This is a genomic window from Solwaraspora sp. WMMA2059, assembly GCF_027497315.1.
In the GTDB taxonomy this organism is placed as follows: Bacteria; Actinomycetota; Actinomycetes; order Mycobacteriales; family Micromonosporaceae; genus Micromonospora_E.
In genome coordinates this window covers 380,443-404,687 of sequence record NZ_CP114908.1, presented here as the reverse complement: position 1 = coordinate 404,687, position 24,245 = coordinate 380,443, and the positions used below count along the sequence as shown (strand labels likewise).

21 protein-coding genes and 1 pseudogene are annotated in these 24,245 nt (G+C 68.8%); 6 read left to right on the top strand and 16 right to left on the bottom strand.

Annotated elements, in window-relative coordinates; translation table 11 throughout:
• Positions 1–163: 163 nt before the first annotated feature.
• Positions 164–883 (bottom strand): alpha-amylase family glycosyl hydrolase, encoded by a 720-nt coding sequence (locus O7553_RS01845; protein WP_281555421.1) that lies wholly within the window; start codon positions 881–883, stop codon positions 164–166.
• A 336-nt stretch (positions 884–1,219) separates the two neighbouring features.
• Here O7553_RS01845 and O7553_RS01840 point away from each other — a divergent pair, with 336 nt between their 5' ends.
• Positions 1,220–2,617: a hypothetical protein gene (locus O7553_RS01840; protein ID WP_281553171.1), complete on the top strand. Its 1,398-nt coding sequence runs from the start codon at positions 1,220–1,222 to the stop codon at positions 2,615–2,617.
• Positions 2,617–3,534 (top strand): phosphotransferase, encoded by a 918-nt coding sequence (locus O7553_RS01835; protein ID WP_281553170.1) that lies wholly within the window; start codon positions 2,617–2,619, stop codon positions 3,532–3,534. Before O7553_RS01840 ends, O7553_RS01835 begins: the two co-directional genes overlap by 1 nt.
• A gap of 21 nt (positions 3,535–3,555) precedes the next feature.
• Here O7553_RS01835 and O7553_RS01830 read toward each other — a convergent pair whose 3' ends face one another.
• The 9 genes from O7553_RS01830 to O7553_RS01790 all read right to left on the bottom strand — a co-directional run bounded on the left by O7553_RS01830 (position 3,556) and on the right by O7553_RS01790 (position 13,734).
• A complete protein-coding gene (locus tag O7553_RS01830) occupies positions 3,556–4,449 on the bottom strand; it encodes an IS982 family transposase (protein WP_281553035.1) in 894 nt (297 codons plus the stop codon).
• A 949-nt stretch (positions 4,450–5,398) separates the two neighbouring features.
• Positions 5,399–6,376 carry an IS3 family transposase gene (locus O7553_RS01825; protein WP_281555420.1) on the bottom strand — a complete coding sequence of 326 codons (978 nt, stop codon included), beginning with the start codon at positions 6,374–6,376 and terminating at the stop codon, positions 5,399–5,401.
• Positions 6,377–6,417: 41 nt separating this feature from the next.
• Complete coding sequence (locus tag O7553_RS01820) at positions 6,418–6,846, bottom strand: hypothetical protein (RefSeq protein ID WP_281553169.1); 429 nt, start codon at positions 6,844–6,846, stop codon at positions 6,418–6,420.
• Between the two features lie 361 nt (positions 6,847–7,207).
• Entirely contained in the window at positions 7,208–7,585 is a 378-nt protein-coding gene (locus O7553_RS01815) for a hypothetical protein (RefSeq protein ID WP_281553168.1), read from the bottom strand.
• A 588-nt stretch (positions 7,586–8,173) separates the two neighbouring features.
• Positions 8,174–8,449: a hypothetical protein gene (locus O7553_RS01810; protein WP_281553167.1), complete on the bottom strand. Its 276-nt coding sequence runs from the start codon at positions 8,447–8,449 to the stop codon at positions 8,174–8,176.
• Positions 8,403–10,076: a glycoside hydrolase family 13 protein gene (locus O7553_RS01805; protein WP_281553166.1), complete on the bottom strand. Its 1,674-nt coding sequence runs from the start codon at positions 10,074–10,076 to the stop codon at positions 8,403–8,405. The genes O7553_RS01810 and O7553_RS01805 overlap by 47 nt, the downstream gene beginning before the upstream one ends.
• Positions 10,077–10,079: 3 nt before the next feature.
• The gene (locus tag O7553_RS01800; protein WP_281553165.1) at positions 10,080–10,940 is read right to left on the bottom strand and encodes a sugar ABC transporter permease; all 861 of its coding nucleotides are present in this window, start codon (positions 10,938–10,940) and stop codon (positions 10,080–10,082) included.
• Positions 10,937–12,478 carry an ABC transporter permease subunit gene (locus O7553_RS01795; protein WP_281553164.1) on the bottom strand — a complete coding sequence of 514 codons (1,542 nt, stop codon included), beginning with the start codon at positions 12,476–12,478 and terminating at the stop codon, positions 10,937–10,939. Before O7553_RS01795 ends, O7553_RS01800 begins: the two co-directional genes overlap by 4 nt.
• Entirely contained in the window at positions 12,478–13,734 is a 1,257-nt protein-coding gene (locus tag O7553_RS01790) for a maltose ABC transporter substrate-binding protein (RefSeq protein WP_281553163.1), read from the bottom strand. The genes O7553_RS01795 and O7553_RS01790 overlap by 1 nt, the downstream gene beginning before the upstream one ends.
• A gap of 153 nt (positions 13,735–13,887) precedes the next feature.
• On the opposite strand from O7553_RS01790, the gene O7553_RS01785 reads away from it, so the two are divergent.
• Both O7553_RS01785 and O7553_RS01780 read left to right on the top strand, forming a co-directional pair.
• Positions 13,888–14,943 carry a LacI family DNA-binding transcriptional regulator gene (locus O7553_RS01785; RefSeq protein ID WP_281553162.1) on the top strand — a complete coding sequence of 352 codons (1,056 nt, stop codon included), beginning with the start codon at positions 13,888–13,890 and terminating at the stop codon, positions 14,941–14,943.
• A 95-nt stretch (positions 14,944–15,038) separates the two neighbouring features.
• The gene (locus tag O7553_RS01780; protein ID WP_281555419.1) at positions 15,039–16,709 is read left to right on the top strand and encodes a glycoside hydrolase family 13 protein; all 1,671 of its coding nucleotides are present in this window, start codon (positions 15,039–15,041) and stop codon (positions 16,707–16,709) included.
• Between the two features lie 206 nt (positions 16,710–16,915).
• Here the strand turns inward: O7553_RS01780 and O7553_RS01775 are convergent, their stop codons facing one another.
• From O7553_RS01775 to trpS, 4 genes and pseudogenes are all read right to left on the bottom strand, one after another.
• Positions 16,916–17,335, bottom strand: coding sequence for a hypothetical protein (locus tag O7553_RS01775; RefSeq protein WP_281555418.1), 420 nt, complete (start codon positions 17,333–17,335; stop codon positions 16,916–16,918).
• Between the two features lie 111 nt (positions 17,336–17,446).
• A pseudogene (locus O7553_RS01770) lies at positions 17,447–18,304 on the bottom strand (YhjD/YihY/BrkB family envelope integrity protein); the annotation flags it as partial.
• 61 nt (positions 18,305–18,365) lie between these two features.
• Complete coding sequence (locus tag O7553_RS01765; RefSeq protein WP_281553161.1) at positions 18,366–18,914, bottom strand: 2'-5' RNA ligase family protein; 549 nt, start codon at positions 18,912–18,914, stop codon at positions 18,366–18,368.
• Positions 18,915–18,916: 2 nt separating this feature from the next.
• Positions 18,917–19,942: a tryptophan--tRNA ligase gene (gene trpS, locus O7553_RS01760; RefSeq protein WP_281553160.1), complete on the bottom strand. Its 1,026-nt coding sequence runs from the start codon at positions 19,940–19,942 to the stop codon at positions 18,917–18,919.
• Between the two features lie 170 nt (positions 19,943–20,112).
• On the opposite strand from trpS, the gene galK reads away from it, so the two are divergent.
• Positions 20,113–21,363, top strand: a complete 1,251-nt coding sequence (galK, locus tag O7553_RS01755; RefSeq protein WP_281553159.1) for a galactokinase — start codon at positions 20,113–20,115, stop codon at positions 21,361–21,363.
• Between the two features lie 41 nt (positions 21,364–21,404).
• Positions 21,405–21,956, top strand: coding sequence for a hypothetical protein (locus O7553_RS01750; protein ID WP_281553158.1), 552 nt, complete (start codon positions 21,405–21,407; stop codon positions 21,954–21,956).
• Between the two features lie 57 nt (positions 21,957–22,013).
• Here O7553_RS01750 and O7553_RS01745 read toward each other — a convergent pair whose 3' ends face one another.
• Together O7553_RS01745 and cysD are read right to left on the bottom strand one after the other, a co-directional pair.
• Positions 22,014–23,303, bottom strand: coding sequence for a GTP-binding protein (locus tag O7553_RS01745; protein ID WP_281553157.1), 1,290 nt, complete (start codon positions 23,301–23,303; stop codon positions 22,014–22,016).
• Positions 23,303–24,214 (bottom strand): sulfate adenylyltransferase subunit CysD, encoded by a 912-nt coding sequence (cysD, locus tag O7553_RS01740; RefSeq protein ID WP_281553156.1) that lies wholly within the window; start codon positions 24,212–24,214, stop codon positions 23,303–23,305. The genes O7553_RS01745 and cysD overlap by 1 nt, the downstream gene beginning before the upstream one ends.
• Positions 24,215–24,245: the final 31 nt, after the last annotated feature.

The following is a 24,245-nucleotide window of genomic DNA, read 5'->3' as shown; positions in this document are numbered from 1 at the left end:
AATCCACTGCTTCTCCGGTCATTTGGGCACGGAAGCGACCACCATGGCGACGCCCTGGTCGCGGGCGTGGACAAGATCCTGGCCGTCGTGGAAACCCCACCGTCCAAGGCTACCGGGCACAACTCGCCGCACCTCCTGGCCACAATCTGGTGTACGCAGACCATCAAGTCGGGACCTGGTATGAGTCGCCGCATGACGGCAGCCAGCCGTGGCGCATCTTGTTGCTGAGCTGTACGCCTGCCACCTCTGACTCGCATGTAGAGGTGGCAGGCGTCGAGCTTCGCAGCGCCGCCAAGGCAGGAGGGTGTTTCAGGCTAAGGCGCCAGAGTTGGAAGGTGGGGCCGTCCGCCGGCAGGATCAGGGTGCCGTCAGCGGCCGGGCGCAGCGGTGGTGCGCCGCCGTACAGGTTGACCAGGGCCGGAGCAGCAGCGTCCGGCGGGGCCACCAGGCCGGTCAACCGCACCGGAGCACCCGACGCACGCCGGGCCAACGCCAACACCGCCCCGGACGGCGACTCCCGCAGATAGACCAGAGCGTCGTCATCGACGTACACCCAACGAAGCCCGCCGTGCCGCAGCTCCGGCACCTCCCGACGCAACGCCACCAACGCCCGATACACCCCGAACATCGCCCCGTCCCACGAACCCGGCCGATCCCACGGCATCGGCGTCCGCGAACCCTCCCCGTTCTCACCCCGCAACCCCAACTCGTCCCCAGCGAACACCATCGGCGTCCCCGGCAACGTGAACTGCAACCCGGCCGCCACCTCCTGCCGCCCCGCGTCCCCCACCACCGTCCGCACTCGGGCCGAATCATGCGAGCCGAGCAGCTGCCACGAATGCACCAGCGACCGCCATGACACCAACGCCCCGAACGCCCGCATCGTCGCCAACGCCGCCGACCCCGACCGGGCCGGCAGACCCTGTGACTCGGTGGACGTGGCTTCCGCGGATCCTGCCGCCGTCGGTCGCGCTGGCGTCCAGCGGTGGGTGGCCACGCTCCCGCACTACTGGAAGGGATGCTTCCCGTTGCGAGAACCATCCCCTGCCTCCCCTCTTGACAATCCGTCGTTGACGCATTCCCTGGCAGGGCCCGGAATTGCTCGACACAGATGGTTGAAGGCGGCATTCACCAGGTGGGATACTGTCCAAAATCGATTACCGCCACAGGCAGTTCGCGCCACCACGCATCAGATCGTGCGCCACACATCGGGGGTGTCATGCAGAACCATCCACTCACCGCAGCACGCGAACGCCTGGGCCTGACCCGCCGGCAGCTCGCCGACGCCGTCAACAAGATCCTCTACCCCGACCCCGGACCGGCAGCCCACAGCGCCTTCACCGCCAACTACCTGGGCAAACTCGAAAACGGCAAGATCCGCTACCCCGCCGAGGACTACCGCACCGCCCTACGCATCGCCCTCAACGCCGACACCGACGACGAACTCGGATTCCGGCCAGCACGCGAGCTGAGGACCACAGTCGCCCTGGTCCAAAGGGCCTACCCTCGACCGGCGGGACCGGAGACCGACCCGACCGGCGGACTCCCGAAGGACGATATGCGACCCGAGCAGATGCCAGATCACCTGACGGCCGGAGAACCGGATGCGAACCGTCGCGCCCTGCTCCGGGGAATCACAGCAGTCGCAGCATCGGCAGGTCTGCTCGGCGGCTCCGCTGACAGCGGTTCGCGTCGACTCGGACACGGTGACGTTGACCGGCTCGACGCCGTGATCTCCCTCTACCGGTCCATCGACTACGAACGCGGTGGCGGCGCGCTCCACCGCGACGTCGCACAGCTGGCCGACTCCGCATCAGCCCTACTGGACCAGCCGCACCCGACGACGCTCGGCCCACGGCTACTGCGGTCCGTCGCGTCAGCTCGGCAACTCGCCGGCTGGACCGCGTTTGACGCCTGCCGGCATCTCGACGCGCAGCGGCACTTCCTCCTGGCCGAGCGGCTGGCCGCCGCCGCCAACGACGTACTGCTTACCGCACGGGTGCGCTACTGCCAGGCCCGCCAGTTCCAGCACCTGCGGCACAACAAGGATGCGCTGGAGACGCTTCGGCTGGCCCGCGACGAGGTAGGCCGGCAGGTCACCCCGGCTGTCAGCGCGATGCTCCACGGAGCCGAGGCCGCCTCCCTCGCCGCACTCGGCGACGGGCCGTCGGCAACACGCGCGCTCGGAGCAGCCACGGACGAGTTCGACCGCATCAACCCGGACAACGAACCGGACTGGATGCGCTTCTACGACCGCGGCGAACTCCTCGCCCAGTACGGGCGGGTATACCGCGACCTCGCCCGCATGGACAACAGCAACCGCTACGGCGAGGCCGCCACCCGCACTGTCGCGCAAGCCATCGACACCTTCGGCTCGCAGAACGTCCGCAGCAGCGCGCTCAACGGCGTCAGCCTGTGCAGTTCACTGTTCCTGGCCGACGAGCCCGAGCAGGCAGTCGCCGTCGGTGCCCGCGTCATCGAACAAGCCCGGCAGCTCAGCTCGCCCCGCATCCTGGACCGCATCCACAACCTGCGACGGGATCTCAAGCGCCACGAGCGCCTGTCCACCGTCGCCGACTTCTCCCGCACCGTAGCTGCGGTAGGCGTGGGCAGCTGATGACCGGATCGGCCGGGCGGTTCACCGAGCAGGCGATGAGAGCGGCAATGCACCAGATCGCCGCCCAACTCGGCGTCGCCGCCGACGACGCCGAGCTGCTGCGGCTGACCAACAACGCCGTGTACGCGCTCCCCTCAGCCGGCCTCGTCATCCGCATCACCAGGTCCCACGCCCTGCACGACCGGGCGCTGAAGGTCGCCCGCCTGGCAACCTGGTTCGCAGCAGTCGACGCCCCCACCATCCGCCTCGCCCTCGACATCGAGCAGCCGGTACGGGTCGACGGCCTCTCCGCAACGGTGTGGCGGCTCGTCGCTCCCACGCCGCGACCGCCGACCGTCGAGGAACTTGGTCAGGTACTCCGCGAGTTCCACGCCCTGGGCCTGCCGCCGTTCCCGCTGCCCGAGTGGGACCCGGTCGGCGACGTCCGCACCCGTCTCACCGACGCGGAAGCGCTGAACCCCGACGACCGAGACGTCCTGCTGGACTGGTGCGACCAGCTCGCACCACGCATCGCGGACCTGAACGCCCAGGCTCGCGGCCTGGTCCACGCCGACGCACACGTCGGCAACCTGCTCCGCGAAGCCGACGGCCGCGTAGTCCTCTGCGACTTCGACCCGACCTGCATCGGCCCGTGGCAGGTCGACCTGGCCGCCGTCGCCGTCGGCGAGATCCGCTTCGGTCGGGCCGGCGCACACCAGGCGCTCACTTCGGCGTACGGCTACGACGTCACCACCGACCACGCCTGGCCGACCCTCCGCGAAGCCCGCGAACTCAAGATGATCGCCGCCGCCGTGCCACTGCTCGCCAGCACCCCCGGCGTCGCCGACGAGTTCGCCGTCCGCCTGGCCTCCGCCCGCGACAAAGACGACACAGTACGCTGGACCCCCTTCGCAGACCTCACCAGTCGAACCGACTAGACGAGTTGTTCCGAAGTCCCGTCAGTGGTCGTAGGCGATCAGGGACCGGGTGACGGGTGCGCCGGTCTTGTTGTTGTGCCAGATCGCGGCGGCCATCGCGAGGAGTCGCTGGGCCACCCGTACGGCGACGCCGACGAAGGTCCGCCCACCGTGTTCCTCAAGATCAAGCTGGCCCTTGAGGGTGTCGTTGACCGACTCGATCAGCTGCCGGACCTTCTTGAGCATCGGTTCGCCGTAGCGGGCCTTCTCCCGCTTGCGTGACGGGCGTAGCAGGGTGATGCCCTGGTCGGCGAGTTCCCGCTCGAGTGGTCCGGACGCGAAGCCCTTGTCGCTGATCAACAGGATGCCGTCGTGTTCGGCGACGACACCGGCCTCGACCTCCAGCATCGCGGCGAGGACCTCCCGCTCGCCGATCTTCGGGTTCGCCAGGGCCCACAGGATCGGCATCCCGGTCGGGGTGCAGACCAGGTACAGGCGCAGTCCCCAGAAGAACCGGGAGTGGGAGGCGCAGTAGCCGTATCCGGCCCAGCCGGCCAGGTCCGAACGTTGCACGGTGGGGCGGGACATGCCGCACGGCACCGGGGTGGAGTCGACGATCCAGTGGTTGTCGAACCAGAAGTCGCTGTCGCGGGCCAGGTTCCGGATCGTCTTCTTGATCAGCGGGAGGGCGGCGCGGAGCCGTTTGTTGTAGCCGGGCCGCTGCGGTAGGTAGGGGAACATGCCGGCCAGGTGGACCCGGGCGTAGCGGATCCAGTGGGCTTCGGAACGGGCGCCGAGCAGGACCTGCGCCACGGCCAGGCAGACCAGTTCGGAGTCGGTCAGCAGTGGTGGTCTGCCGCGCCACCGGGGCGTGCGGATGCTGTCGTCGATCTTCACGTACAGTGCGGTCAAGAGGGTGTCCAGGTCTTGCGTCACAACATGATCTTGGATGCCCTCTCCTCATGCCCGGACATCGACCCCTGACTTCGGAACTACTCGTCTAGGTTTCGCCAAGGTCCAAGTCGTCCAGACCGACGATAGAAGTCCTGACAGGACAGCCCGGCTCCGGCACCCTGGCCCGGCAAGCCGGTCTGTAACTGCCTCCCTACAGCCTCACAACCGCCCCGTCACACCTTCGACCCAGCGACACCACCACCAGGATCGCGCTCGCTGGTTACACCAACGCACTCTACTCAACCGCGATTACCCCTGGTCAGCTGGCAAATTGCGGCCAGCGCACTAGTCACGATAGGATCAGTATCACATATTCCAAACACGGTCAAGACTACCCAATACTCGAACAAACTTTAGCAGTTACTCAGTCCACAGCGAACACTCCGAGTATTTACAAATAGTCATGATCCACTCGCGCAACGCCTTGAAGCACCCCACACACCCAGGTACGGTCGACGAATCGAGGCAACATGAAGGAGTGGTGAGGTCTTGCACGCAGTCATCAGAGTAGCCCGAAGCATTATTCTCCTAGTCGCACTAACAAGCATCTGCCTATCATTCTCAACAGCAGCTACAGCGAGCCCAGCGGATCACAGAGCGATCACACCATCCTTCATCGAGTCGGTTGATCCGGTCGAACAGCCACTCAACTTCGAGAGCAACGATGAGATGTCAGTTGCGTGGGATGCAACGTTTGACAAATACTTGACTGCAGGCATGTGGGCCGCAGCAGCTGTCTCCCAGGCGGCGTTTACCGCATATTGCGTTGCGGCGGTTCCATCCCCGCTTCAGCCAGCCTGCCACTTAATTGCCAACAGCGGGCTACTCTCCCAATTCCACAGCATGGGACCACCGAACGGTCGCTGTCTCAAGATTGCGCCAAGGCTAGGCGGAGCCGGTCAAGTCAAGTGAGACAGATTCTTGATCTTTCTTAGCTTTGTGTTGCTGGGTGTGTGTTCGTGGGCGGGGTGGTGCTCTGGTCGGGGGCGGTGTTGTCGGGTTTGTTGATCCATGCCCGGTCCGGTAGGCGGGGCGGCTGGGGCCGTCGGCGGCCGAACCGGTGTGGGTGGGCCGCGCGGGCGGCGTCGAGGGTGTGTTGCCGTTGCTGACGGATCTGTCCGGCGGTGCCGTGGTGCACCGAGGCGGGGGTGTGCAGCCCGATCCCGGAGTGCCGGTGCTCGTGGTTGTAGTAGGTGTAGAAGGCCTCGCAGTGCTGCCGGGCGTGCTGGATCGACCCGAACCGGTCGGGAAACGTCGGGTCGTACTTCAAGGTCTTGAAGCTCGCCTCGATGTACGGGTTGTCGTTGGATGTCTTGGGTCGGCTGTGACTACGGCCGATCTTCAGGTCGGTGAGGAGCTGGGTGATGGTCTTGCAGGTCATCGCCGCGCCCCGGTCGGCGTGCACGGTCAGCTGGTCGGGGTCGACGCGTTCGCGGGCGGCGGCGTCGGCGATCAGCGCTTCGGCCAGTTGGCCGTCCTCGTGCGCGGCGACCAGGTGACCGACGACGTAGCGGGACCAGATGTCGATCACGGTGTACAGGTGGTACCAGACGCCTTTGACGGGTCCGCGTAGCTTCGTGATGTCCCAGCTCCATATCTGGTTCGCCGCGTCGGCGACGAGTTCCGGCTTGGTGCGGGCCGGGTGCGTCGCCTGGTTACGGCGTTCGCCGTTCTGTCCGGCGGCACGCAGAATTCGGTACATGGTGGACTCAGAGCACCACCAGCGGCCCTCGTCGAGTTCACGTGCCCATACCTGTGCGGGTGCCAGGTCCTGGTAGGGCTGGCTGTTGAGCAGGTCGAGGACCTGTTGTCGTTCGGCCTGGGTCAGTGCGGACGGTGGTGGTCTGCGGGGTGTCCGGGGCTTCGGCGGTGTCGGGTTGCGGTGGCGGTAGATGGTGGCTCGGGACAGGCCGGTCAGTCGGCACGCCGCGGCGGTGCCCCACAGTGGTGTCAGCGCGGTGTGCGCCTCGTCGAGGACGGCGGGGGTGTCGCGGTGTCCGCGCTCTCGGAGAGCAGTTCCAAGAGCGCGTGTGCTTTTCCCATGATGTCCAGTGCTGTGCGTGTCTTGGTCAGCTCGTTCTCGAGGCGGGCGTTCTGTCGACGTAGCCGGGCGAGTTCGGCTGACTCGGTGTTCTTCCGGGTCCGTTCGGCGGACTGGCGTCGGTCGGTCAGGCCTGCCGCTGCGCCCGCATCACGGGCCTTTCGCCAGTCGAGGATGTGTGATCCGTACAGGCGTTCCCGGCGCAGGATCGCACCCCGGGCCGCAGCGTCGGGGGCCGCGTCGTATTCCGCGAGGATCCTGGCCTTGAACTCTGCGGTGAATGTCCGACGAACCGGCTTGGCGTCCAGATCGCCGGAACCGATGGACTTGTCTGCCATGCTGATGATCTCCCCTCAGACCCGTCCGGGGAGCGTATCCCCTGGTAGACGACCTGTCTCAACTCAGCCTGACAGAGAGGGAGGGCTGCCTCCCTACCAACTCAGCTACATAAGCTGCTAATCGATCACCATCGAACCAGGAGGCTTCATGATACGAGGGATGCAACGACTAGCGGTTTCGGCCACCGGAGTAGCGCTAACACTTGCCTTCGGACTGATCAATCCAAGCTCGGCCCAAGCCACACCGGAGCAACCGGCGGTAATTACACATCCGAGCCTTCAGGCGGCAGCCGAGGCCTTCGCAGAAGCAACAAGTCGACTAACACCAAGCATTGTGCGAGCGGACGATGGAACACTTGAGCTAGAAACTACCGCGGCCGACTCGGGAATCAACCCGGAGACGTTCGATCAGGTCGTAGCAAGCTTGGACGAACTTAACCAAGCCGTCCTTCGCGGAGAACTTCTGACAAACGAACAGTTGCAGATTTTTCCAGCAAATCCATCCATCTTTCACAACGGAGTAATCTACTACTGGTGGGGAATGGAGGTTCACTTCACCGCAACCACAACCAGCAAAATAACGAATGCAATGAATGCGGGCGCCGGATTCTCCGCGATAGTAGCAATCGTCCTCCCCGTAGTTGGAACAATCGCGGCCACCGTTGTTACAGGCCTTTTTGCCATCGGTGCGGGCGCTCTGGGCTTTTGCTCGAATAGCAACGGCGTCATCGTAAGCCATCCGTATGTTGGCCCAGTTTGGTGCAGCGGACACTAGCTACAGAAAGAACTCAAGAGCAAGCCAAACTGGCTCGCCGAAGCCCCATTGGGTTACGGCGAGCCAAGTGGCATTCACTCAACACAACAGCAACTACTAACCCAAGGGCAGAAATTGTTGCGAGCCATACGGTACATCTGCACTCTACTGGCAGTAATCTTCACCTCACTAAGCATAATATCGTTTTTTGTCAATTTCAATGAGATAGAGAGCAAAACATCTGCGCTCGGAATTCTCGGGTTTGCATTTGGCATGATCGCCGTCGTCATCAAGTTGAAGGCGAACCAGAACAAAGGCGCCATGAACCCAAAAGAAGATTAAGCTATTACACCACCACCAGGAAAACCAACCCTTATCAGGTCGTTACATCGCGTCGATTTTGGGTCCAACCGGGCCCGGGTTCGACTTCCGCGCATAGACGAGCGAGGACTCGCCCGGATCAGGTCGCGGTCGACAATGTCGCAGCCGAGGTGTCGATTGGTTTTGCCGGAATCACCATCAGCGGATGGGTTCGATGGGCAACTCGTTGCGTTCACCGGGCAGGATGTGGCGTCAGGGGAGGCGCCACACCTGGAAGGTGGGGCCGGTGGCCGGCAGGGTCAGGGTGCCGTCGGCGGCGGGGCGTAACGGTGGTGCCCCGCCGTACAGGTTGACCAGTGCCGGAGCAGCAACGTCCGGCGGGGCCACCAGACCCGTCAACCGCACCGGAGCGCCCGCCGCGCGGCGGGCCAACGCCAACACCGACCCCGACGGCGACTCCCGCAAGTAGACCAGGGCGTCGTCATCGGCGTACACCCAACGCAGCCCGCCGTGCCGCAGCTCCGGCACCTCCCCGACGCAACGCCACCAACGCCCGATACACCCCGAACGTCGCCTCATCCCACGAGCCCGGCCGATCCCACGGCATCGGCGTCCGCGAACCCTCCCCGTTGTCGCCCCGCAACCCCAACTCGTCCCCGGCGAACACCATCGGCGTCCCCGGCAACGTGAACTGCAACCCGGCCGCCACCTCCTGCCGCCCCGCGTCCCCCACCACCGTCCGCACTCGGGCCGAATCATGCGAGCCGAGCAGCTGCCACGAATGCACCAACGACCGCCACGACACCAACGCCCCAAAGGCGCGCATCGTCGCCAACGCCGCCGACCCGGACCGGGCCGGCACCCCACCCGGTACGCCGAGGAAGTCCGGCAACTCCAGCGTCGGTGACCGCAGCCAGCTCCACACCGGCCGGGTGAACCCGGCATAGTTCATCGTGCCGTGCCAACCGTCGGCGTCCAGGTCACGGGTGAAGTCGTGCCCGTGCTCGGCGACGATCAGCCCGTCCGGCCGGGTCTCGGCGACCGCCCGACGCAGCAACGCTGCCACCTCCAGGGTGAGCGCGTCGGCACCGCGCCGGCCGGTCATGTTCGCCACGTCGATCCGCCAACCGTCCAACCCGTACGGCGGCAACAGCCACCGCCGCGCCACCGAGGATGGCCCATCGACGAACCGTCGCCGCAGCTCAGCGCTGCCCCAGTTGAGTTTCGGCAGCGACTTCACACCCAGCCACGACTCGTAATCACCGTCGTCGCCGAAGTAGTACAGCTCCCGCTCCGCCGACGACACGTCCGACACGGCGGCGGTGAACCACGGGTGGGCGTCGCCGGTGTGGTTGCTGGTGATGTCGCCGAGCAGCCGCCACCCGCGAGCGTGCACCGCCGCCGACAGCCGCGCCAAAGCCTCGTCCCCGCCGAGCAGCGGGTCGACGTGGTCGAACGCGGCGGCGTCGTACCGGTGATTGGACCGGGCCGGGAAGATCGGCGTCAGGTAGACGGTGTTGACGCCGAGCCGCTCCAGGTGGTCGAGCCGCTCCCGGATGCCGTCCAGGTCGCCGCCGTAGAACTGGTGCGGCGTCTCCGGCCCGCGCCCGACGACCGGGGTGTCCCAGTCGCACCGGATCGCCCACTCCGGCAGCTCCCGCCCGTCAGCGGCAGCCGACCGGGCGAACCGGTCCGGGAAGATCTGGTAGATCACCGCGTCGGCGGCCCAGGCCGGCGGCGCATCGTGGGTGACGAGCCGGAAGTCGGTGGCGTCCGGCACGTCGTGGTCGACCTCGCCGGCCCCGGTCAACCAGCGCCGCCCGCCCCCGCCACGAGCAGACCCGCCAGCAGCAGAGCCGTCAGCAGCAGCAGAGTCGCCGCCGGCCAGCAGGAAACGGTACGGCGTGACCGGGTTACCGGCCTCCACCTCGCCCCGCCACCACACGTCCCCGTTCGGATCCTGCCGGTCGACCACCGCCTCGGAGAAGCGCGGCTCACCGTCGGCTGTGGAGCGTACCCACAGCTTGTCGACCGGCCGCGCACCCGCCGGCACCCGGACGAAGACCGACACCCGATCACCCAGGTTCACCCCGGCGGCGGCACCCGGCGCATACAACGACGATCCGTCGTGATGCGCCTCGAACAGCTGGCCCACAAGCTAACCCTTCACAGACCCGGAGGTGAGACCGGCGACGATGTAGCGGCTGAGCAGCTGGAACACCAGCACCGTCGGGATCGCCGTCAGCAGCGTGCCGGCGGCGAAGATCCCGAAGTTGTTGTTCCGCTCCCCCGCCACCAGGCCGTACATGCCGACCGCCAGCGTCTTCGCCTCCGGGTTGGTGAGGAAGACGTTGGCGATCAGGAACTCGTTGATGGTGTTGATGAACGCCAGCAGCCCGGTGACCGCCAGGATCGGCGCCACCAGCGGCAGCATGATCCGGAAGAACACCTGGGCGTGCGACGCCCCGTCCATGGTGGCCGACTCGTCCAACTCCCTCGGCAGGGTGTCGAAGAAGCCTTTCATCAGCCACGTGTTCACCCCGAGCGCGCCACCGAGGTAGAGCAGCATCAGCCCCCACGGGGTGTTGAACCCGATCGTCGGCCACAGGTCGGTGATCGTCGAGAAGATCAGGAAGATCGCGACGATCGCCAGGAACTGCGGAAACATCTGGATCAGCAGCAGCGACAGCAGCCCGACCCGCCGGCCCCGGAACCGCATCCGGGAGAAGGCGTACGCCGCCAGCGACGACAGGAACACCGACGCGAACGACGCCAGCCCGGCGATCAGCAGCGAGTTGCCGAACCAGCGGCCGAACGCCGTGTCGGCGAACAGCCGCCGGAAGTTGTTGCCCGACGCCCCGGTCGGGAACAGGTCGGTCGACGACAGGGTGCCCAGCGGGTTCACCGCCGCCGACAGCACGAACACGATCGGGAACAGCGAGAACGCCACCGCCAGCAGCGCCACCAGGTGCCGCCAGCCGACCCGGCTCAGCCAACGGGTGAACGAGCGCCGGTTCACGCGTACACCTCTTCCTGTTGCCGGGTGCGCCGGAAGCTGACCGCGGAGATCACCGCGACGAGCGTGAAGATGAAGATCGAGATGGCGGCGGCGAAGCCGTACTGCGCGCCGGCCGCGCCGAACGCCAACCGGTACGTGTAGGTGATCAGCAGATCCGTCGCGCCGACACTCGGATTGTCCGCCGGGAACGGCCCACCCTCGGTCGTCAGATAGATCGCGTTGAAGTTGTTGAAGTTGAACGCGAACGAGGCGATCAGCAGCGGCGTCAACGCCACCAGCAGCAGCGGCAACGTCACCCGGCGGAACGCCTGCCACGGGTTCGCGCCGTCGATCGAGCTGGCCTCGGTCAGCTCCTTCGGGATGGCCTGCAACGCGCCGGTGGCGACCAGGAACATGTACGGGTACCCGAGCCACAGCTGTACGCCGATCACCGCCAGCCGGGCCGACCAGTCCTGCCCGAACCAGTCCACAGTCAACCCGAAGAACTGGTTGATCAGCCCGAAGTCGGTGTTGAACATGTCCCGCCAGACCAGCAGCATCGCGAACGACGGCATCGCGTACGGCAGGATCAACAACACCCGATAGAGGTTGCGCCCCCGCACCCGGTCGGAGTGCAGCGCCAGGGCGCAGAGCAGCCCAAGGACGAACGTGCCGCCGGTGGAGCCGATCGCGAAGGCGAAGTTCCAGACCAGGGTGCCGAGGAACGGCCCGGAGATGCTGCGGTCGGTCAACACGCGGGTGAAGTTGTCCAGCCCGACGCCGACCCGCCAGCCCTGCAACAGCCGGTCGCCGTCGGCGGAGACGAACGAGCCGGCGTCGTCGTCGGCCGTCCACACCGTGCCCGTCACGGTGTCGGTCACACAATCACAATCCTCGTCGTACGCCCGGACCGCGACCCCTTCGTACGCCCGGGACAGCCCGATGGAGCGGATCGCCCCGTCGTCGGTCGGCACCGCCAGGTCGGTGATCTCCTGGCTGCGGGCGCTGGCCTGGCCGGCGTTGAGCAGCGTGTAGCCGTCGGCCGCCGTCACCTTGCCGGCGTCGGTGACGGTGACGTCGCCGGCCGGCAGCTCGGTCAACCCGTCGGCGTCACCGGCGTAGACGACCCCGTCGGCCGGGTCGACGACCAGCAGCACCAGGTCACCGGTGGCCGGGTCGCCGACCGTGGCGACAGTCATCGCGTACTCGATGGATCCTGGCACCTGGACCACCGACGTGGCCTGGATGGCCGCGATCGCCTCAGTCTTGCTGCCCCGGTGTCCGTCGCCGAAGTTGGTGAACGCGGTGGAGGCGGTGTAGAGCACCGGGAAAATCTGGAAGGCGATCAGGAACAGGGTGCCGGGGATCAGGTACTTCGCCGGCACGTGTCGCCGACCCAGGTAGAGGTAGCCGATGCCGGCGGTCGTGACGACCAGGATGCCCAGCCCGACCCACGCCTCGGCGGCGATCAGCGGGAACGCCGCCCAGATCGCGATCGCCGCGACCAGGCCGAGCAGCAGCGCCTTGGCCAGCAGACCGCCGGCTCCGGTGGTTCGCATTACTTGATCTGTTCGGCGATCGTCTGACCGGCGGCGGTCATCGTGCTCGCCACGTCGGCACCGCCGACGATCGCGGCCTCGGCCTTGCCGAACGGGTCCCAGATGGCGGCCATCTCGGGGATCGCCGGCAGCACCGCGCCGCCCTGCCCGGCCTGCTGGAACTTCGCCAGGTCCGGGTCGGCCCCGGCGACCTGGTCGAGGGCGGCGGTCAGCGCCGGCGGGCGCGGCTCGGCCTCGTAGAGGGCGACGGCCAGGTCGGTCTGGGTGGTGTAGTTGGCGACGAACTCCTGCGCCAGGGCCTTGTTCTCGCCCTTCGCGGCGACGTAGAAGGTCTGCACGCCGACGAACGGCTGCGCGGGCGCGCCACCGGCGAAGCCGGGGACCGGGCTGATGTCGTACGCGATGTCAGCGCCCTTGGCGTCGGTGATCGCCCACGGCCCGGAGACCAGGAAGGCGCACTTGCCGCTGGTGAAGGTGGCGATCGAGTTCTCCGGGGTGATGGAGCGCTTCAGCGCGCCTTTGCCCTTCTCGCCCAGCGTGGCGATCTTCTCGAACGCGGCGATCGACTCCGGCGTGCCGACGCCGAGCTGCGTCGGGTCGTAGTCGCCTGCGGCGGTGGTGCCGAACAGGCTGCCGCCGGCCGAGGTGTAGAGCGGGTACAGGTGGTAGGCGTCGCCGTTCTGCCCGACCTGCAGGCAGAGAATCTCCGACACCTTGCCGTCGGCCTTGAGCTGCTCGCCGGTGGCGACGAGCTCTTCGATCGTGGCCGGGGCGTCGGGGGCGAGCGCGGTGTTGCGAATCAGGGCGACGTTCTCCATCGCGTACGGGACGCCGTAGACCTGGCCGTTGAAGGTGACCGCCTGGATGGCGACCTCGGCGAAGCCGGCGGTCTGGTCGCCGGTGAGCTGGACCGGCTCGATGGCGCCGTTCTGCACCAGGTTGCCGATCCAGTCGTGCGCGCCGACCATCACGTCCGGGCCGCTGCCCTGCTGCGAGGCGGTGACGAAGGTAGTCTGCTGGTCCTTGCTGATGGCCTGGACCTCGACGGTGACGCCGTTGTCGGCGCCGAACTTCTCGGCGAACGGGGCGAGGGCGGCGCTGCGCTTGTCGTCGGCCCAGATGACCAGGGTGCCGCCGGCGGCGGCGTCGGGGCTGTCGGTGGTGGCGGGTTCGCCGTCGCTGCTGCCGCAGCCGGCGGCGGCCAGCGCGAGCGCGGCGGCCAGCCCGGCGGCCACCGACGTGGTATGGACGCGCATCGGGACTCCTGTCGTGGAAGTTATTGCAGTACGGTGCCGCGTTAACGGCACGGTTTCGTCGCGTGTTGCCGGGACGTTAGCAAGGTGTTGCAAGTAATGGAAGGGCTTGCAGGGACCGTCGCAAGAACTTGCCGGTGCGCTACCGTGAACGCCATGCGCGCACGACTGTCCGACATCGCCCGCCAGGCCGACGTCAGCGAGGCCACGGTGTCCCGGGTGCTCAACGACCGCCCCGGGGTGGCTACGGAGACCCGCCAGGCGGTGCTGACCGCGCTCGACGTGCTCGGCTACGAACGCCCGGCCCGGCTGCGCAAACGCAGCGCCGGCCTGGTCGGCCTGGTGGTGCCGGAGTTGGACAACCCGATCTTCCCGGCGTTCGCGCAGACCATCGAGTCCGCGCTGGCCCAGTCCGGCTACACGCCGGTGCTCTGCACCCAGACCCCCGGCGGGGTCACCGAGGACGAGTACGTGGAGATGCTGCTGGACCGTCAGGTCGCCGGCATCGTCTTCGTCTCCGGCCTGCACGCCGACACCGCCGCCGACCACGACCGCTACCGCAAACTGATCGCCCGGCCGCTGCCGATCGTGCTGATCAACGGGTACGCCGAAGGCATCGAAGCCCCGTTTGTCTCCTGCGACGACCGGGAAGCCGGCGAGCTGGCCGTGGAACATCTCGTCTCCCTCGGCCACCGGCGGATCGGACTGATCACCGGGCCGGACCGGTTCCTGCCGGTGCAGCGCAAACTGGCCGGGTTCCGGGCGGCGATGCGCCGCCTCGTCGGTGCCAGCGACGCCGAGATCGACGAGCTGACCGCCCTGTCACTGTTCGGTGTGGAGGGTGGCAAGGCGGCGGCGAACCGGTTGCTCGACAAGGGGGTCACCGGCATCACCTGCGGCTCCGACCTGATGGCGCTCGGCGCGATCCGGGCCGCCCGGCAGCGTGGCCTGTCCGTGCCCGGTGACGTGTCGGTGGCCGGCTACGACGACTCGCCGCTGATGGCGTTCACCGATCCGCCGCTGACCACGCTGCGCCAGCCGGTGATCGCGATGGCGGTGGCGGCGGTCCGCGCCCTGGTCGACGAGATCAACGGGCACGCCGCCCCGAACTCGGAGTACGTGTTCCGCCCCGAACTGGTGGCCCGGGGCTCCACCGGCATCGCCCCGCAGGTCACCCACCTCGCCGCCGCAGCGGCCGCGCCCGCCAGCTGAGAGCTTGCGCAAGGGTTGCTTGACTCTTGCAAGAACCGGCAGGCATGCTCGGAGCAGAGCCAGCAACGCACCGACAGGACGGGGAACCCGTGACGATCGATCCTGCCCAGGCCGCGCCCCGCACCGCCCGCGACGACTGGTGGCGGACCGCCGCCGTCTACCAGGTGTACGTGCGCAGCTTCGCCGACTCCGACGGCGACGGCATCGGTGACCTGCAGGGCATCCGCAGCCGCCTGCCGTACCTGCGCGACCTCGGCGTCGACGCGCTCTGGCTGACGCCGTTCTACCGCTCCCCGATGGTCGACGGCGGCTACGACGTCGCCGACTACCGCGAGGTCGACCCGATGTTCGGCGACCTCACCGACTTCGACGAGATGATCACCGACGCGCACGCGCTCGGCCTGCGGATCATCGTCGACATCGTGCCGAACCACACCTCCGACGTACACCCGTGGTTCGTCGCGGCGCTCGCCGCCGCGCCCGGGTCGGCGGAGCGGGACCGGTACATGTTCCGCGACGGCCGTGGCGACAATGGCGAAGAGCCGCCGAACGACTGGGAGTCGATCTTCGGCGGGCCGGCCTGGACCCGCCTGCCCGACGGCCAGTGGTACCTGCACCTGTTCGACCCGGCCCAGCCCGACCTCAACTGGCGCCACCCCGAGGTGCGCGCCGAGTTCGAGCAGATCCTGCGGTTCTGGCTGGACCGGGGCGTCGACGGGTTCCGCATCGACGTCGCCCACGGGATGATCAAGGCCGACGGGCTGCCGGACATCGGCTGGACCTCGGCCACCACCGGACGCCGGCAGATCGAACTGCTCGGCAAGGGCCGGCTGCCCTACTTCGACCAGGACGAGGTGCACGACATCTACCGCGCCTGGCGACCGGTCCTGGACAGCTACCCCGGCGGGCGGATGGCGATCGCCGAAGCGTGGGCGGAGACCCCGCAGCGGCTCGCCCGCTACATCGGCCCGGACGAGCTGCACCAGGCGTTCAACTTCGACTTCCTCGACGCCACCTGGTCGGCCGACTCGTTCCACAAGGTGATCGACACCGCGCTCGCCGAAGCGGCGATCGTCGGCGCGCCGACCACCTGGGTGCTGTCCAACCACGACAAGCAGCGGCACGTCACCCGGTACGGCGACGGCGAGGTCGGGCTGCGCCGGGCCCGCGCCGCCGCGCTGCTGATGTTCGCCCTGCCCGGCAGCACCTACCTCTACCAGGGTGAGGAGCTGGGCCTGCCGGAGGTCCTGGACCTGCCCGACCATCTGCGGCAGGACCCGGCGTTCGGCCGCACCGGGCACAGCCGCGACGGCTGCCGGGTGCCGCTGCCGTGGAGCGGCGACACCCCGCCGTACGGCTTCGGGCCGGCCGGGTCGACGGCGTCGTGGCTGCCGGCCCCGGCCGACTGGGCGCCGCTGACCGCACAGGCCCAGACCGGCGACGGGTCCTCGACGTTGGAGCTGTACCGGCGGGCCCTGGCGGTCCGGGCCGAGCATCCGGCGCTGCGCGACGCCCCGGCCGGCGACGGCACCGGGCTGTCCTGGCTGGAGGCCGGGCCGGGCGTGCTGGCGTTCCTACGCGGTGACGACGGCGGGACCGACACGGACGGCGGCGCGGAGGCGCTGGTCTGCGTGGTCAACCTCAGCGGTGCGCCGGTGCCGGTCGACGGGTACGGCGTACCGCTGATCACCAGCGCGCCGTTGGACGGACCGCCCGGTCGCCGACTGCTGCCGGTCGACGCCGCCGCCTGGTTCCAGCCGGCCTGACGCCCGTTTCGCCCCGGCCGGCTGGCAGGGGGCGGCCAGGTTTACGACGGCCCGGCGCCGGGTATGGCTCGGAGCAGGAAACACCGGTCGTTCGTCGAGCCGGAAGTGCCGCCGGGCGGCTGGGCAAGGACCCCTTGTGGTGGGGGGGCGAAGGTGGTGACGGTGCCCCGGGACCAGGAATGGTCCCGGGGCACCACCACTGATGGTCAGCTCCCGGCGGTCAGCATGTTGGCGATGCGGGCCATGCCGGCGCGTACCTCGTCCGGTGACGGCGGCGGCGACGGCTCGACGTGACGCTCCTGCGGCTCGGCGTCGTTGCCGCCGACCAGATCCTCGAAGTCGTCGTACTCGGCGACGTCCTCGTCGGCGGAGGCCTGAGCGGCGGCCAGCTCGCCGCGGATCTCCTCGACGGTGACCAGGGTCAGCAGCGGCTCGACCACCGCCATCAGCTCCTCGTCGGCGACCACCGTCTCGGCCAGGGCCAGCGCGTGCGCCCGTTCGTACGGCCCGCACACCACCGGTTCCCACTCGCCGTCCTGGTCGCCGAGCGGCCCGAAGGTGATGATCCACGGCATCGTGTGCGCCGGTGAGTCGTCCGGCAGCTCAAGCGTGACTAGTGCCCCCACCTGACCGATCATCGTCGTACACCGGAGACCGTCGGCGGCTTTTGCCGCTTTTACTGCTTTTGACGGTGCCGTTCCGGCTGTCCGGCGGGGCGTACGCCCGGCTGTCCGCCGGGCGGTCAGGTCGACCACCCGGCCGTGCCGGCTGGTCGCGGCCAGCGCCGCGCCGAACAGCAGCAGCTGGTTGAGCAGGTAGAGATAGATCAGCAACCCGACCGCGCCGGCCACCACGGTGTACGCGGGATTGCGCTCGAACCTGCCGACGTAGAACCGCCCGGCGGTGTTCAACACGGTCAGCCCGAACGCCACCACGACAATCGGGGCGACCAGCCGCCGGGCGGACATCCGCAGCCGGGGCACCGCGACCAGCAGCGCCGCGGCGAGCACCAGGTTGATCACGAAGGCGAGCAGCACGCTCGCGACGGCCGCGGCGACCGAGCTCTCGCCGAGCAGCCAACCCAGCAGCGACCGCAGCGCGTCGACCGCGCCGACCGAAACGCCGATCAGCAGGAACACCCCGACGAGTACGGCCAGGTCGACGACCTGCCGTACGCCGAAGAAGCCGGGCTGCTGGTCGAGCTGGTAGACCAACCGCTGCGAGGAGCGGATCGCCTCCACCCAGCCGATGCCGGTCAACCCGAGCAGCACCAGGCCGACGACACCGACCTGGCCACTGTTGCGTTGAATCTGGTCCAGGTCCAGGAACGGCAGGTTCTGCAGCAGGAAGTCGGCGACCGCCGCGCTGACCTCGGCGTTGGCCTCCACCAGGGCGCCGAACACCCAGTACGCGACCAGACCGAGGGCGAAGACGGCGAAGAACCCGTAGTACGCGATCGCGGCGGCCAGCCGCCCGCCCAGCACCTGGTTGTAGCGTTCGACCGCCCGCCAGAGGTGGTTCAGGCGCGGGTACCGCCGCCGGGACCGGTCCAGGGCCCGCTGGGTGCCGGACCAGGCCCGGTCGAATACGTTCACCCCGTCATCCTGGTGCATCGGGGCAGCGTCAGGTGGTCAGCCGGGCGGGCACCGCGAGCGGTCAGCCGCCGAGCGGGAAGTCCCGGTGCGGCCGCCACCGCCCCTCACCGCTGTGCGAGAAGAGCGTGAACGAGTCGACCTCGAACTGTGCCTCGAAGCCTGCCAGGTCGTCGTAGACCTTGTCCATCGCATCGGTTGGCACGTCCTGGGCGACGGTCACGTGCGGGTGGTACGCGAAGCGGCTTTCCCGGACGAGCTGGTCGGCGGTGCCGATTGCCGAGGCCAGCAGCTCGCACTCGCTGATCCCCGCCGCCACCGCGACGAAGACCACCTCGGTGATCGGCCGGAACGTCCCGGTTCCGCGCAGGTGCAGCGGGTACGGCGGGTGCGCGGCAGCCACCGCCGCCAGGTGCGCCTCCACCTCGGCCAACTGATCTTCGACGATGTCGGTCGGGCCGAGCAGGGTGATGTGCGCGGGCACGTACTCGGCGGCCGGGTCGCCGGCCTCGGCCCGGCGACGGGTCAGCTCTTCGCCCCAGGGCTGCGGGATGTCGATGGCGACGCCGATCCGCACCTGACCGGGAGCTGGTCGCGCGCCGATGACGGACACTGTCAGACAGTCCCCGCGGGTGCCAGGAAGCCGACCCGGTCGTACACGGCGGCGAGCGTCGCGGCCGCCACCGCCTCGGCCTTACCCGCGCCGATCGCCAGCACCTTGTCCAGCTGGGCCGGGTCGTCGAGGTAGCCGCGGGTGCGCTCCTGGATCGGCCGGACGACCTCCACCACCACCTCCGCCAGGTCCTTCTTCAGGTCACCGTAGCCCTTGCCCTGGTACGCGGCGGTCAGCTCGTCGAGCGTCCGGCCGCTGAGCGCGGCGTAGATGGTGAGCAGGTTGCTGATGCCGGGCTTGCTCTCCGGATCGTAGATGATCTCCCGGCCGGTGTCGGTGACCGCCGAGCGGATCTTCTTGGCCGATTTTGCCGGATCGTCCAGCAGGTCGATGATGCCGGCCGGGGAGGACGACGACTTGGACATCTTGGCGGTCGGGTCCTGCAGGTCGAGGATCTTGGCAGTGTCCCGCACGATGTACGGGGCCGGCACGGTGAAGGTGGCGCCGAACCGGGTGTTGAACCGCTGCGCCAGGTCCCGGGTGAGTTCCAGGTGCTGCCGCTGGTCCTCGCCGACCGGGACCGCGTCGGCCTGGTAGAGCAGGATGTCGGCGGCCTGCAGCACCGGGTAGGTGAACAGCCCGACGCTGGCCCGCTCGGCGCCCTGCTTGGCGGACTTGTCCTTGAACTGCGTCATCCGGCTCGCCTCGCCGAACCCGGTGATGCAGCCCATCACCCAGGCAAGCTGGGCGTGCTGCGGCACCTGGGACTGGACGAACAGGGTGCACCGGCCCGGGTCGAGACCGGCGGCGAGCAGCTGGGCGGCGGCCACCCGGGTCCGCTGGCGCAGCACCTGCGGGTCGTGGCCGGCGGTGATCGCGTGCAGGTCGACCACGCAGTAGAAGGTGTCGTGGCTGTCCTGCATCGCCACCCAGTTGCGCACCGCGCCGAGGTAGTTGCCGAGGTGGAACGAGTCGGCGGTGGGCTGGATGCCGGAGAGCACCCGGGGGCGGGAGGCGGGCTCGGACATGTCGACAATTCTGACAGCACCGGTGGATCGATGTCTCGCCGGTATCCGACCGGCCGCCGCCGGTCGGCAATGTTCGACTCTGTTGGATTTACCCGTCACCACTGTTGATTCCTGGCCGGGTGTGATGGAATCTTCTCCGGACGACCGGCGCCGTGAAGGGACATCGACAAGTGACACTCCCGGTAGCCGACGGCGGCGCACGCGGCAGCGACGCGGAGCCGGTCACCCGCCGCGCCCACGACGGCTTCCAGCAGCGGTACGGCGTACCGCCGGCCGGCGTGTGGGCGGCACCCGGACGGGTCAACCTGATCGGCGAACACACCGACTACAACGACGGCTTCGTGCTGCCGTTCGCCCTACCGCACCGCACCGTCGTCGCGGCCGGTCCGGCAGAGGCAGCCGTAGAGGCCGGTCCGGCAGAGCCAGCCGGAGAGGCAGAGCCCGGCTGGACCGTCTGGTCGGAGCAGTCCGGCGAGGAGATCGCGTTCGGCGTCGCCGACGCGGACCGGCCCGGCGCGGTCGACGGCTGGGGCGGCTACGTCGCCGGCGTCGTGTGGGCGCTGCGCGACGCCGGATACCCCGTACCGGCCGCCCGGTTGGCCATCGCGTCCGACGTACCGCTCGGCGCCGGCCTGTCGTCGTCGGCGGCACTGGAGGCCGCAGTGCTGACCGCCCTGACCGACCTCGGCGGCATCGGCACCGACCGGCTGCCGGTGGACCGGCGGCCGGCGCTGGCCCAGCGGGCGGAGAACGGCTACGCCGGCGTGCCCTGCGGGATCATGGACCAGTCGGCGTCGATCCGTTGCCGGGCCGGGCACGCACTGTTCCTGGACTGCCGGTCGCTCGACGTCGAGCACGTCCCGTTCGACCTGGCCGAAGCCGGGCTGGCCGTCCTGGTGATCGACACCCGGGCCCCGCACCGGCACGTCTCCGGTGAGTACGCCGCCCGGCGGGGCGCCTGCGAGCGGGCGGCCCGGCTGCTCGGCGTACCGGCACTGCGCGACGTTCCGGCCGACGACCTGCCGGCCGCCCTGGACCGGCTGCCGGACGACCCGACGCGCCGCCGGGTCCGGCACGTGGTCACCGAGAACCACCGGGTCCGTGAGACGGTGACGCTGCTGCGGTCCGGCCGGATCCGGGAGATCGGTCCACTGCTGACCGCCTCGCACGCGTCGATGCGTGACGACTTCGAGATCACCGTCCCGGAGGTGGACGTCGCGGTGACCGCAGCGCTGGCCGGCGGCGCGTACGGTGCCCGGATGACCGGCGGCGGCTTCGGTGGTTGCGTGTTGGCGCTGGTCGATGCGGATGCCGCCGACCGGGTCGCGGCCACAGTGGGCGCGGCGTACGCCGGCCACGGTTTCCCGCCGCCGACATTCTTCACCGCCCTGCCCTGCGCGGGAGCCGAACGGATCCACTAACCTCGCCGCGACACATTAGACCAGTGGCGGCGGAGGTGCCCGTGGTGCAGGAGATGACCGACCGGCCGGCGGAGGACACCCCGTTCCTGGTCCGGATCGACGGACGCCGGTTCCTGATCTGGGCCGGCGGGCTGGCCGCCGTCTGCTGGTTGCTGGCCGGTGGGCTGCTCGGCGGGTTGGCGTACCTGGTCGCGAGGGAGGCGGCGGTCGGCCGACCGGCGACGATGGCGCTGGCCGGCCTGCCGGTGCTGCTGCTCGGCGGGTTGCTGGCCGCGACGGTGACCATGTGGCACGGCCGGTTCACCGGCCGTGGCCCGGTGCTGGCCGCCGACCGGACCGGGGTCTGGGTGGCGAACGGCAGTTTCCGCGCCAACCCGGTCTGGCTGCCGTGGGACGCGGTGTCGGCGGTGCAGGTCCGCCGGACCGGAATCGAGGACCTGATCTTCATCGACGCGCAGACACCGCACCCGGCGGTGCCGCCGGGTGCCCGGCTGATGGTGCCGACCATGCTGCTGGACTGCGGCAGCACCCAGATCGTGGCCGCGCTCGGCGCGCTGGCCGCCGGCCGGGCCCCGGTCTACGGACGCTGGTGAACTCAGCCGCAGGGTCGGGCCCGCCAGTGACAGCGGACCCGACCCGTCAGCCCAGGGTCAGCCGGCTTCGATGATCATGCCGGCGGCGGCGGTCCGGTTCGTCGACTCGTCGATCAGGATGAAACCGCCGGTGGTCCGGTTACGCCGGTACTCGTCGGTGAGCAGCGGGACCGTGCTCCGGAAGGTGACCCGGCCGATGTCGTTGAGGCCGAGCTGGCTGGCCGACTCGTCACGGTGCAACGTGTTGACGTCCAGCCGGTACTGCACGCCACGGACCACGGCGCGGGCGCTGCGGGTGGTGTGCTTGATGGCGTACTTGCCGCCCACCTGCAGCGGCCGCGTCTCGTCCATCCAGCAGATCATCGCCTCGACGTCCTGCGCCGGGGTGGGCGCGTTGTGCGGCCGGCAGATCAGGTCGCCCCGGGAAATGTCCAGCTCGTCGGTGAGTCGCACGGTCACCGACATCGGCGGGAACGCCTCGTCGACCGGGCCGTCGGCCGTCTCGATGCTGGCAATCGTGCTGGTCAGCCCGGACGGCAGCACCATCACCTCGTCGCCGGGCTTGAGCACCCCGGATGCGACCTGGCCGGCGTAGCCACGGTAGTCGGTGACGGTGGTCGACTGCGGCCGGATCACGTACTGCACCGGGAACCGCACGTCGACCAGGTTGCGGTCGGAGGCGATGTGCACATGCTCCAGGTGGTGCAGCAGCGACGGGCCTTCGTACCAGGGGCTGCGCTCGGAGCGGGTGGCGATGTTGTCGCCGTTCAACGCCGAGATCGGGATGACCGACAGGTCGGGCACCTCGAGCTTGGCGGCGAAGGTGGTGAACTCGTCGGCGATCGTCTCGTAGACCGACTGGTCCCAGTCGACCAGGTCCATCTTGTTGACGCAGAGCACCAGGTGCGGCACCCGCAGCAACGAGCAGAGGAACGCGTGTCGGCGGGACTGCTCGACCAGGCCCTTGCGGGCGTCGACCAGGATCAGCGCCAGATCGGCGGTGGAGGCACCGGTGACCATGTTGCGGGTGTACTGGGTGTGCCCGGGGGTGTCGGCGATGATGAACTTGCGCCGGGGGGTGGCGAAGTAGCGGTACGCCACGTCGATGGTGATGCCCTGCTCCCGCTCGGCGCGCAGGCCGTCGGTGAGCAGCGCCAGGTTGGTGTACTCGTCGCCCCGGGCCGCGCTGACCGCCTCGACCGCTTCCAGCTGGTCGGTGAAGAGCGACTTGGTGTCGTAGAGCAGCCGACCGATCAGGGTCGACTTGCCGTCGTCGACGCTGCCGGCGGTGGCGAACCGCAGCAGGTCCATGGCCCGGGTGGTGGGGGCGTCAGCCGTCACCGTCATCAGAAGTAGCCCTCCCGCTTGCGGTCTTCCATGGCGGCCTCACTGACCCGGTCGTCGCCCCGGGTGGCCCCGCGCTCGGTGATCCGGGTCGCGGCGACCTCGTCGATCACCTTCTCGACGGTGTCCGCCGGGGAGCGGACCGCCGCCGTGCAGGAGGCGTCGCCGACGGTGCGGTAGCGCACCTGCTCGATGAACGACGTCTCGCCGGAGCGGGGCTGGATGAACTCGTTGACGGCGTACAGCATGCCGTCGCGCTCGATCACCTCGCGCTCGTGGGCAAAGTAGATCGGCGGCAGCTCGATCCGCTCCCGGGCGATGTAGTGCCAGACGTCCAGCTCGGTCCAGTTGGACAGCGGGAAGACCCGGATCGACTCGCCCGGGTGGTGCCGGCCGTTGTACAGCGACCACAGCTCGGGGCGCTGGTTCTTCGGGTCCCACTGGCCGAACTCGTCGCGGAACGAGAAGACCCGCTCCTTGGCCCGGGCCTTCTCCTCGTCCCGGCGGGCCCCGCCGAACAGGGCGTCGAACCGGTACTTCTCGACCGCAGCCAGCAGCACCGGGGTCTGGATGCGGTTGCGCATCCCGTCCGGCGACTCGTGGACCAGCCCCGACTCGAGGGCTTCCGGCACGCTGGCGACGACCAGCTGCAGACCGAGTTCGTCGACCCGGCGGTCGCGGTAGTCGAGCACCTCCTGGAAGTTGTGCCCGGTGTCGACGTGCATCACCGGGAACGGGATCCGGGCCGGGGCGAATGCCTTCTGCGCCAGCCTCAGCATGACGATCGAGTCCTTGCCGCCGGAGAAGAGCAGCACCGGCCGCTCCAGCTCGGCGACGACCTCGCGCATGACGAAGATGCTCTCCGCCTCCAGCGCGTCGAGGTGGGAGACGCGGTACGCGGTCGCGTTGGTCATCACACCCACCCCTGGTTGTGGGTCATCCGAA

What these genes read in the sequence shown, in the direction of transcription:
- O7553_RS01820 (WP_281553169.1), bottom strand. Translation starts at nt 6,846, where the DNA reads ATGGCAGACAAGTCCATCGGTTCCGGCGATCTGGACGCCAAGCCGGTT.
- O7553_RS01790 (WP_281553163.1), bottom strand. Translation starts at nt 13,734, where the DNA reads ATGCGCGTCCATACCACGTCGGTGGCCGCCGGGCTGGCCGCCGCGCTC.
- O7553_RS01785 (WP_281553162.1), top strand. Translation starts at nt 13,888, where the DNA reads ATGCGCGCACGACTGTCCGACATCGCCCGCCAGGCCGACGTCAGCGAG.
- O7553_RS01795 (WP_281553164.1), bottom strand. Translation starts at nt 12,478, where the DNA reads ATGCGAACCACCGGAGCCGGCGGTCTGCTGGCCAAGGCGCTGCTGCTC.
- trpS (WP_281553160.1), bottom strand. Translation starts at nt 19,942, where the DNA reads ATGTCCGAGCCCGCCTCCCGCCCCCGGGTGCTCTCCGGCATCCAGCCC.
- O7553_RS01745 (WP_281553157.1), bottom strand. Translation starts at nt 23,303, where the DNA reads ATGACGGTGACGGCTGACGCCCCCACCACCCGGGCCATGGACCTGCTG.
- O7553_RS01835 (WP_281553170.1), top strand. Translation starts at nt 2,617, where the DNA reads ATGACCGGATCGGCCGGGCGGTTCACCGAGCAGGCGATGAGAGCGGCA.
- cysD (WP_281553156.1), bottom strand. Translation starts at nt 24,214, where the DNA reads ATGACCAACGCGACCGCGTACCGCGTCTCCCACCTCGACGCGCTGGAG.
- O7553_RS01840 (WP_281553171.1), top strand. Translation starts at nt 1,220, where the DNA reads ATGCAGAACCATCCACTCACCGCAGCACGCGAACGCCTGGGCCTGACC.
- O7553_RS01845 (WP_281555421.1), bottom strand. Translation starts at nt 883, where the DNA reads ATGCGGGCGTTCGGGGCGTTGGTGTCATGGCGGTCGCTGGTGCATTCG.
- O7553_RS01815 (WP_281553168.1), bottom strand. Translation starts at nt 7,585, where the DNA reads ATGGCTTACGATGACGCCGTTGCTATTCGAGCAAAAGCCCAGAGCGCC.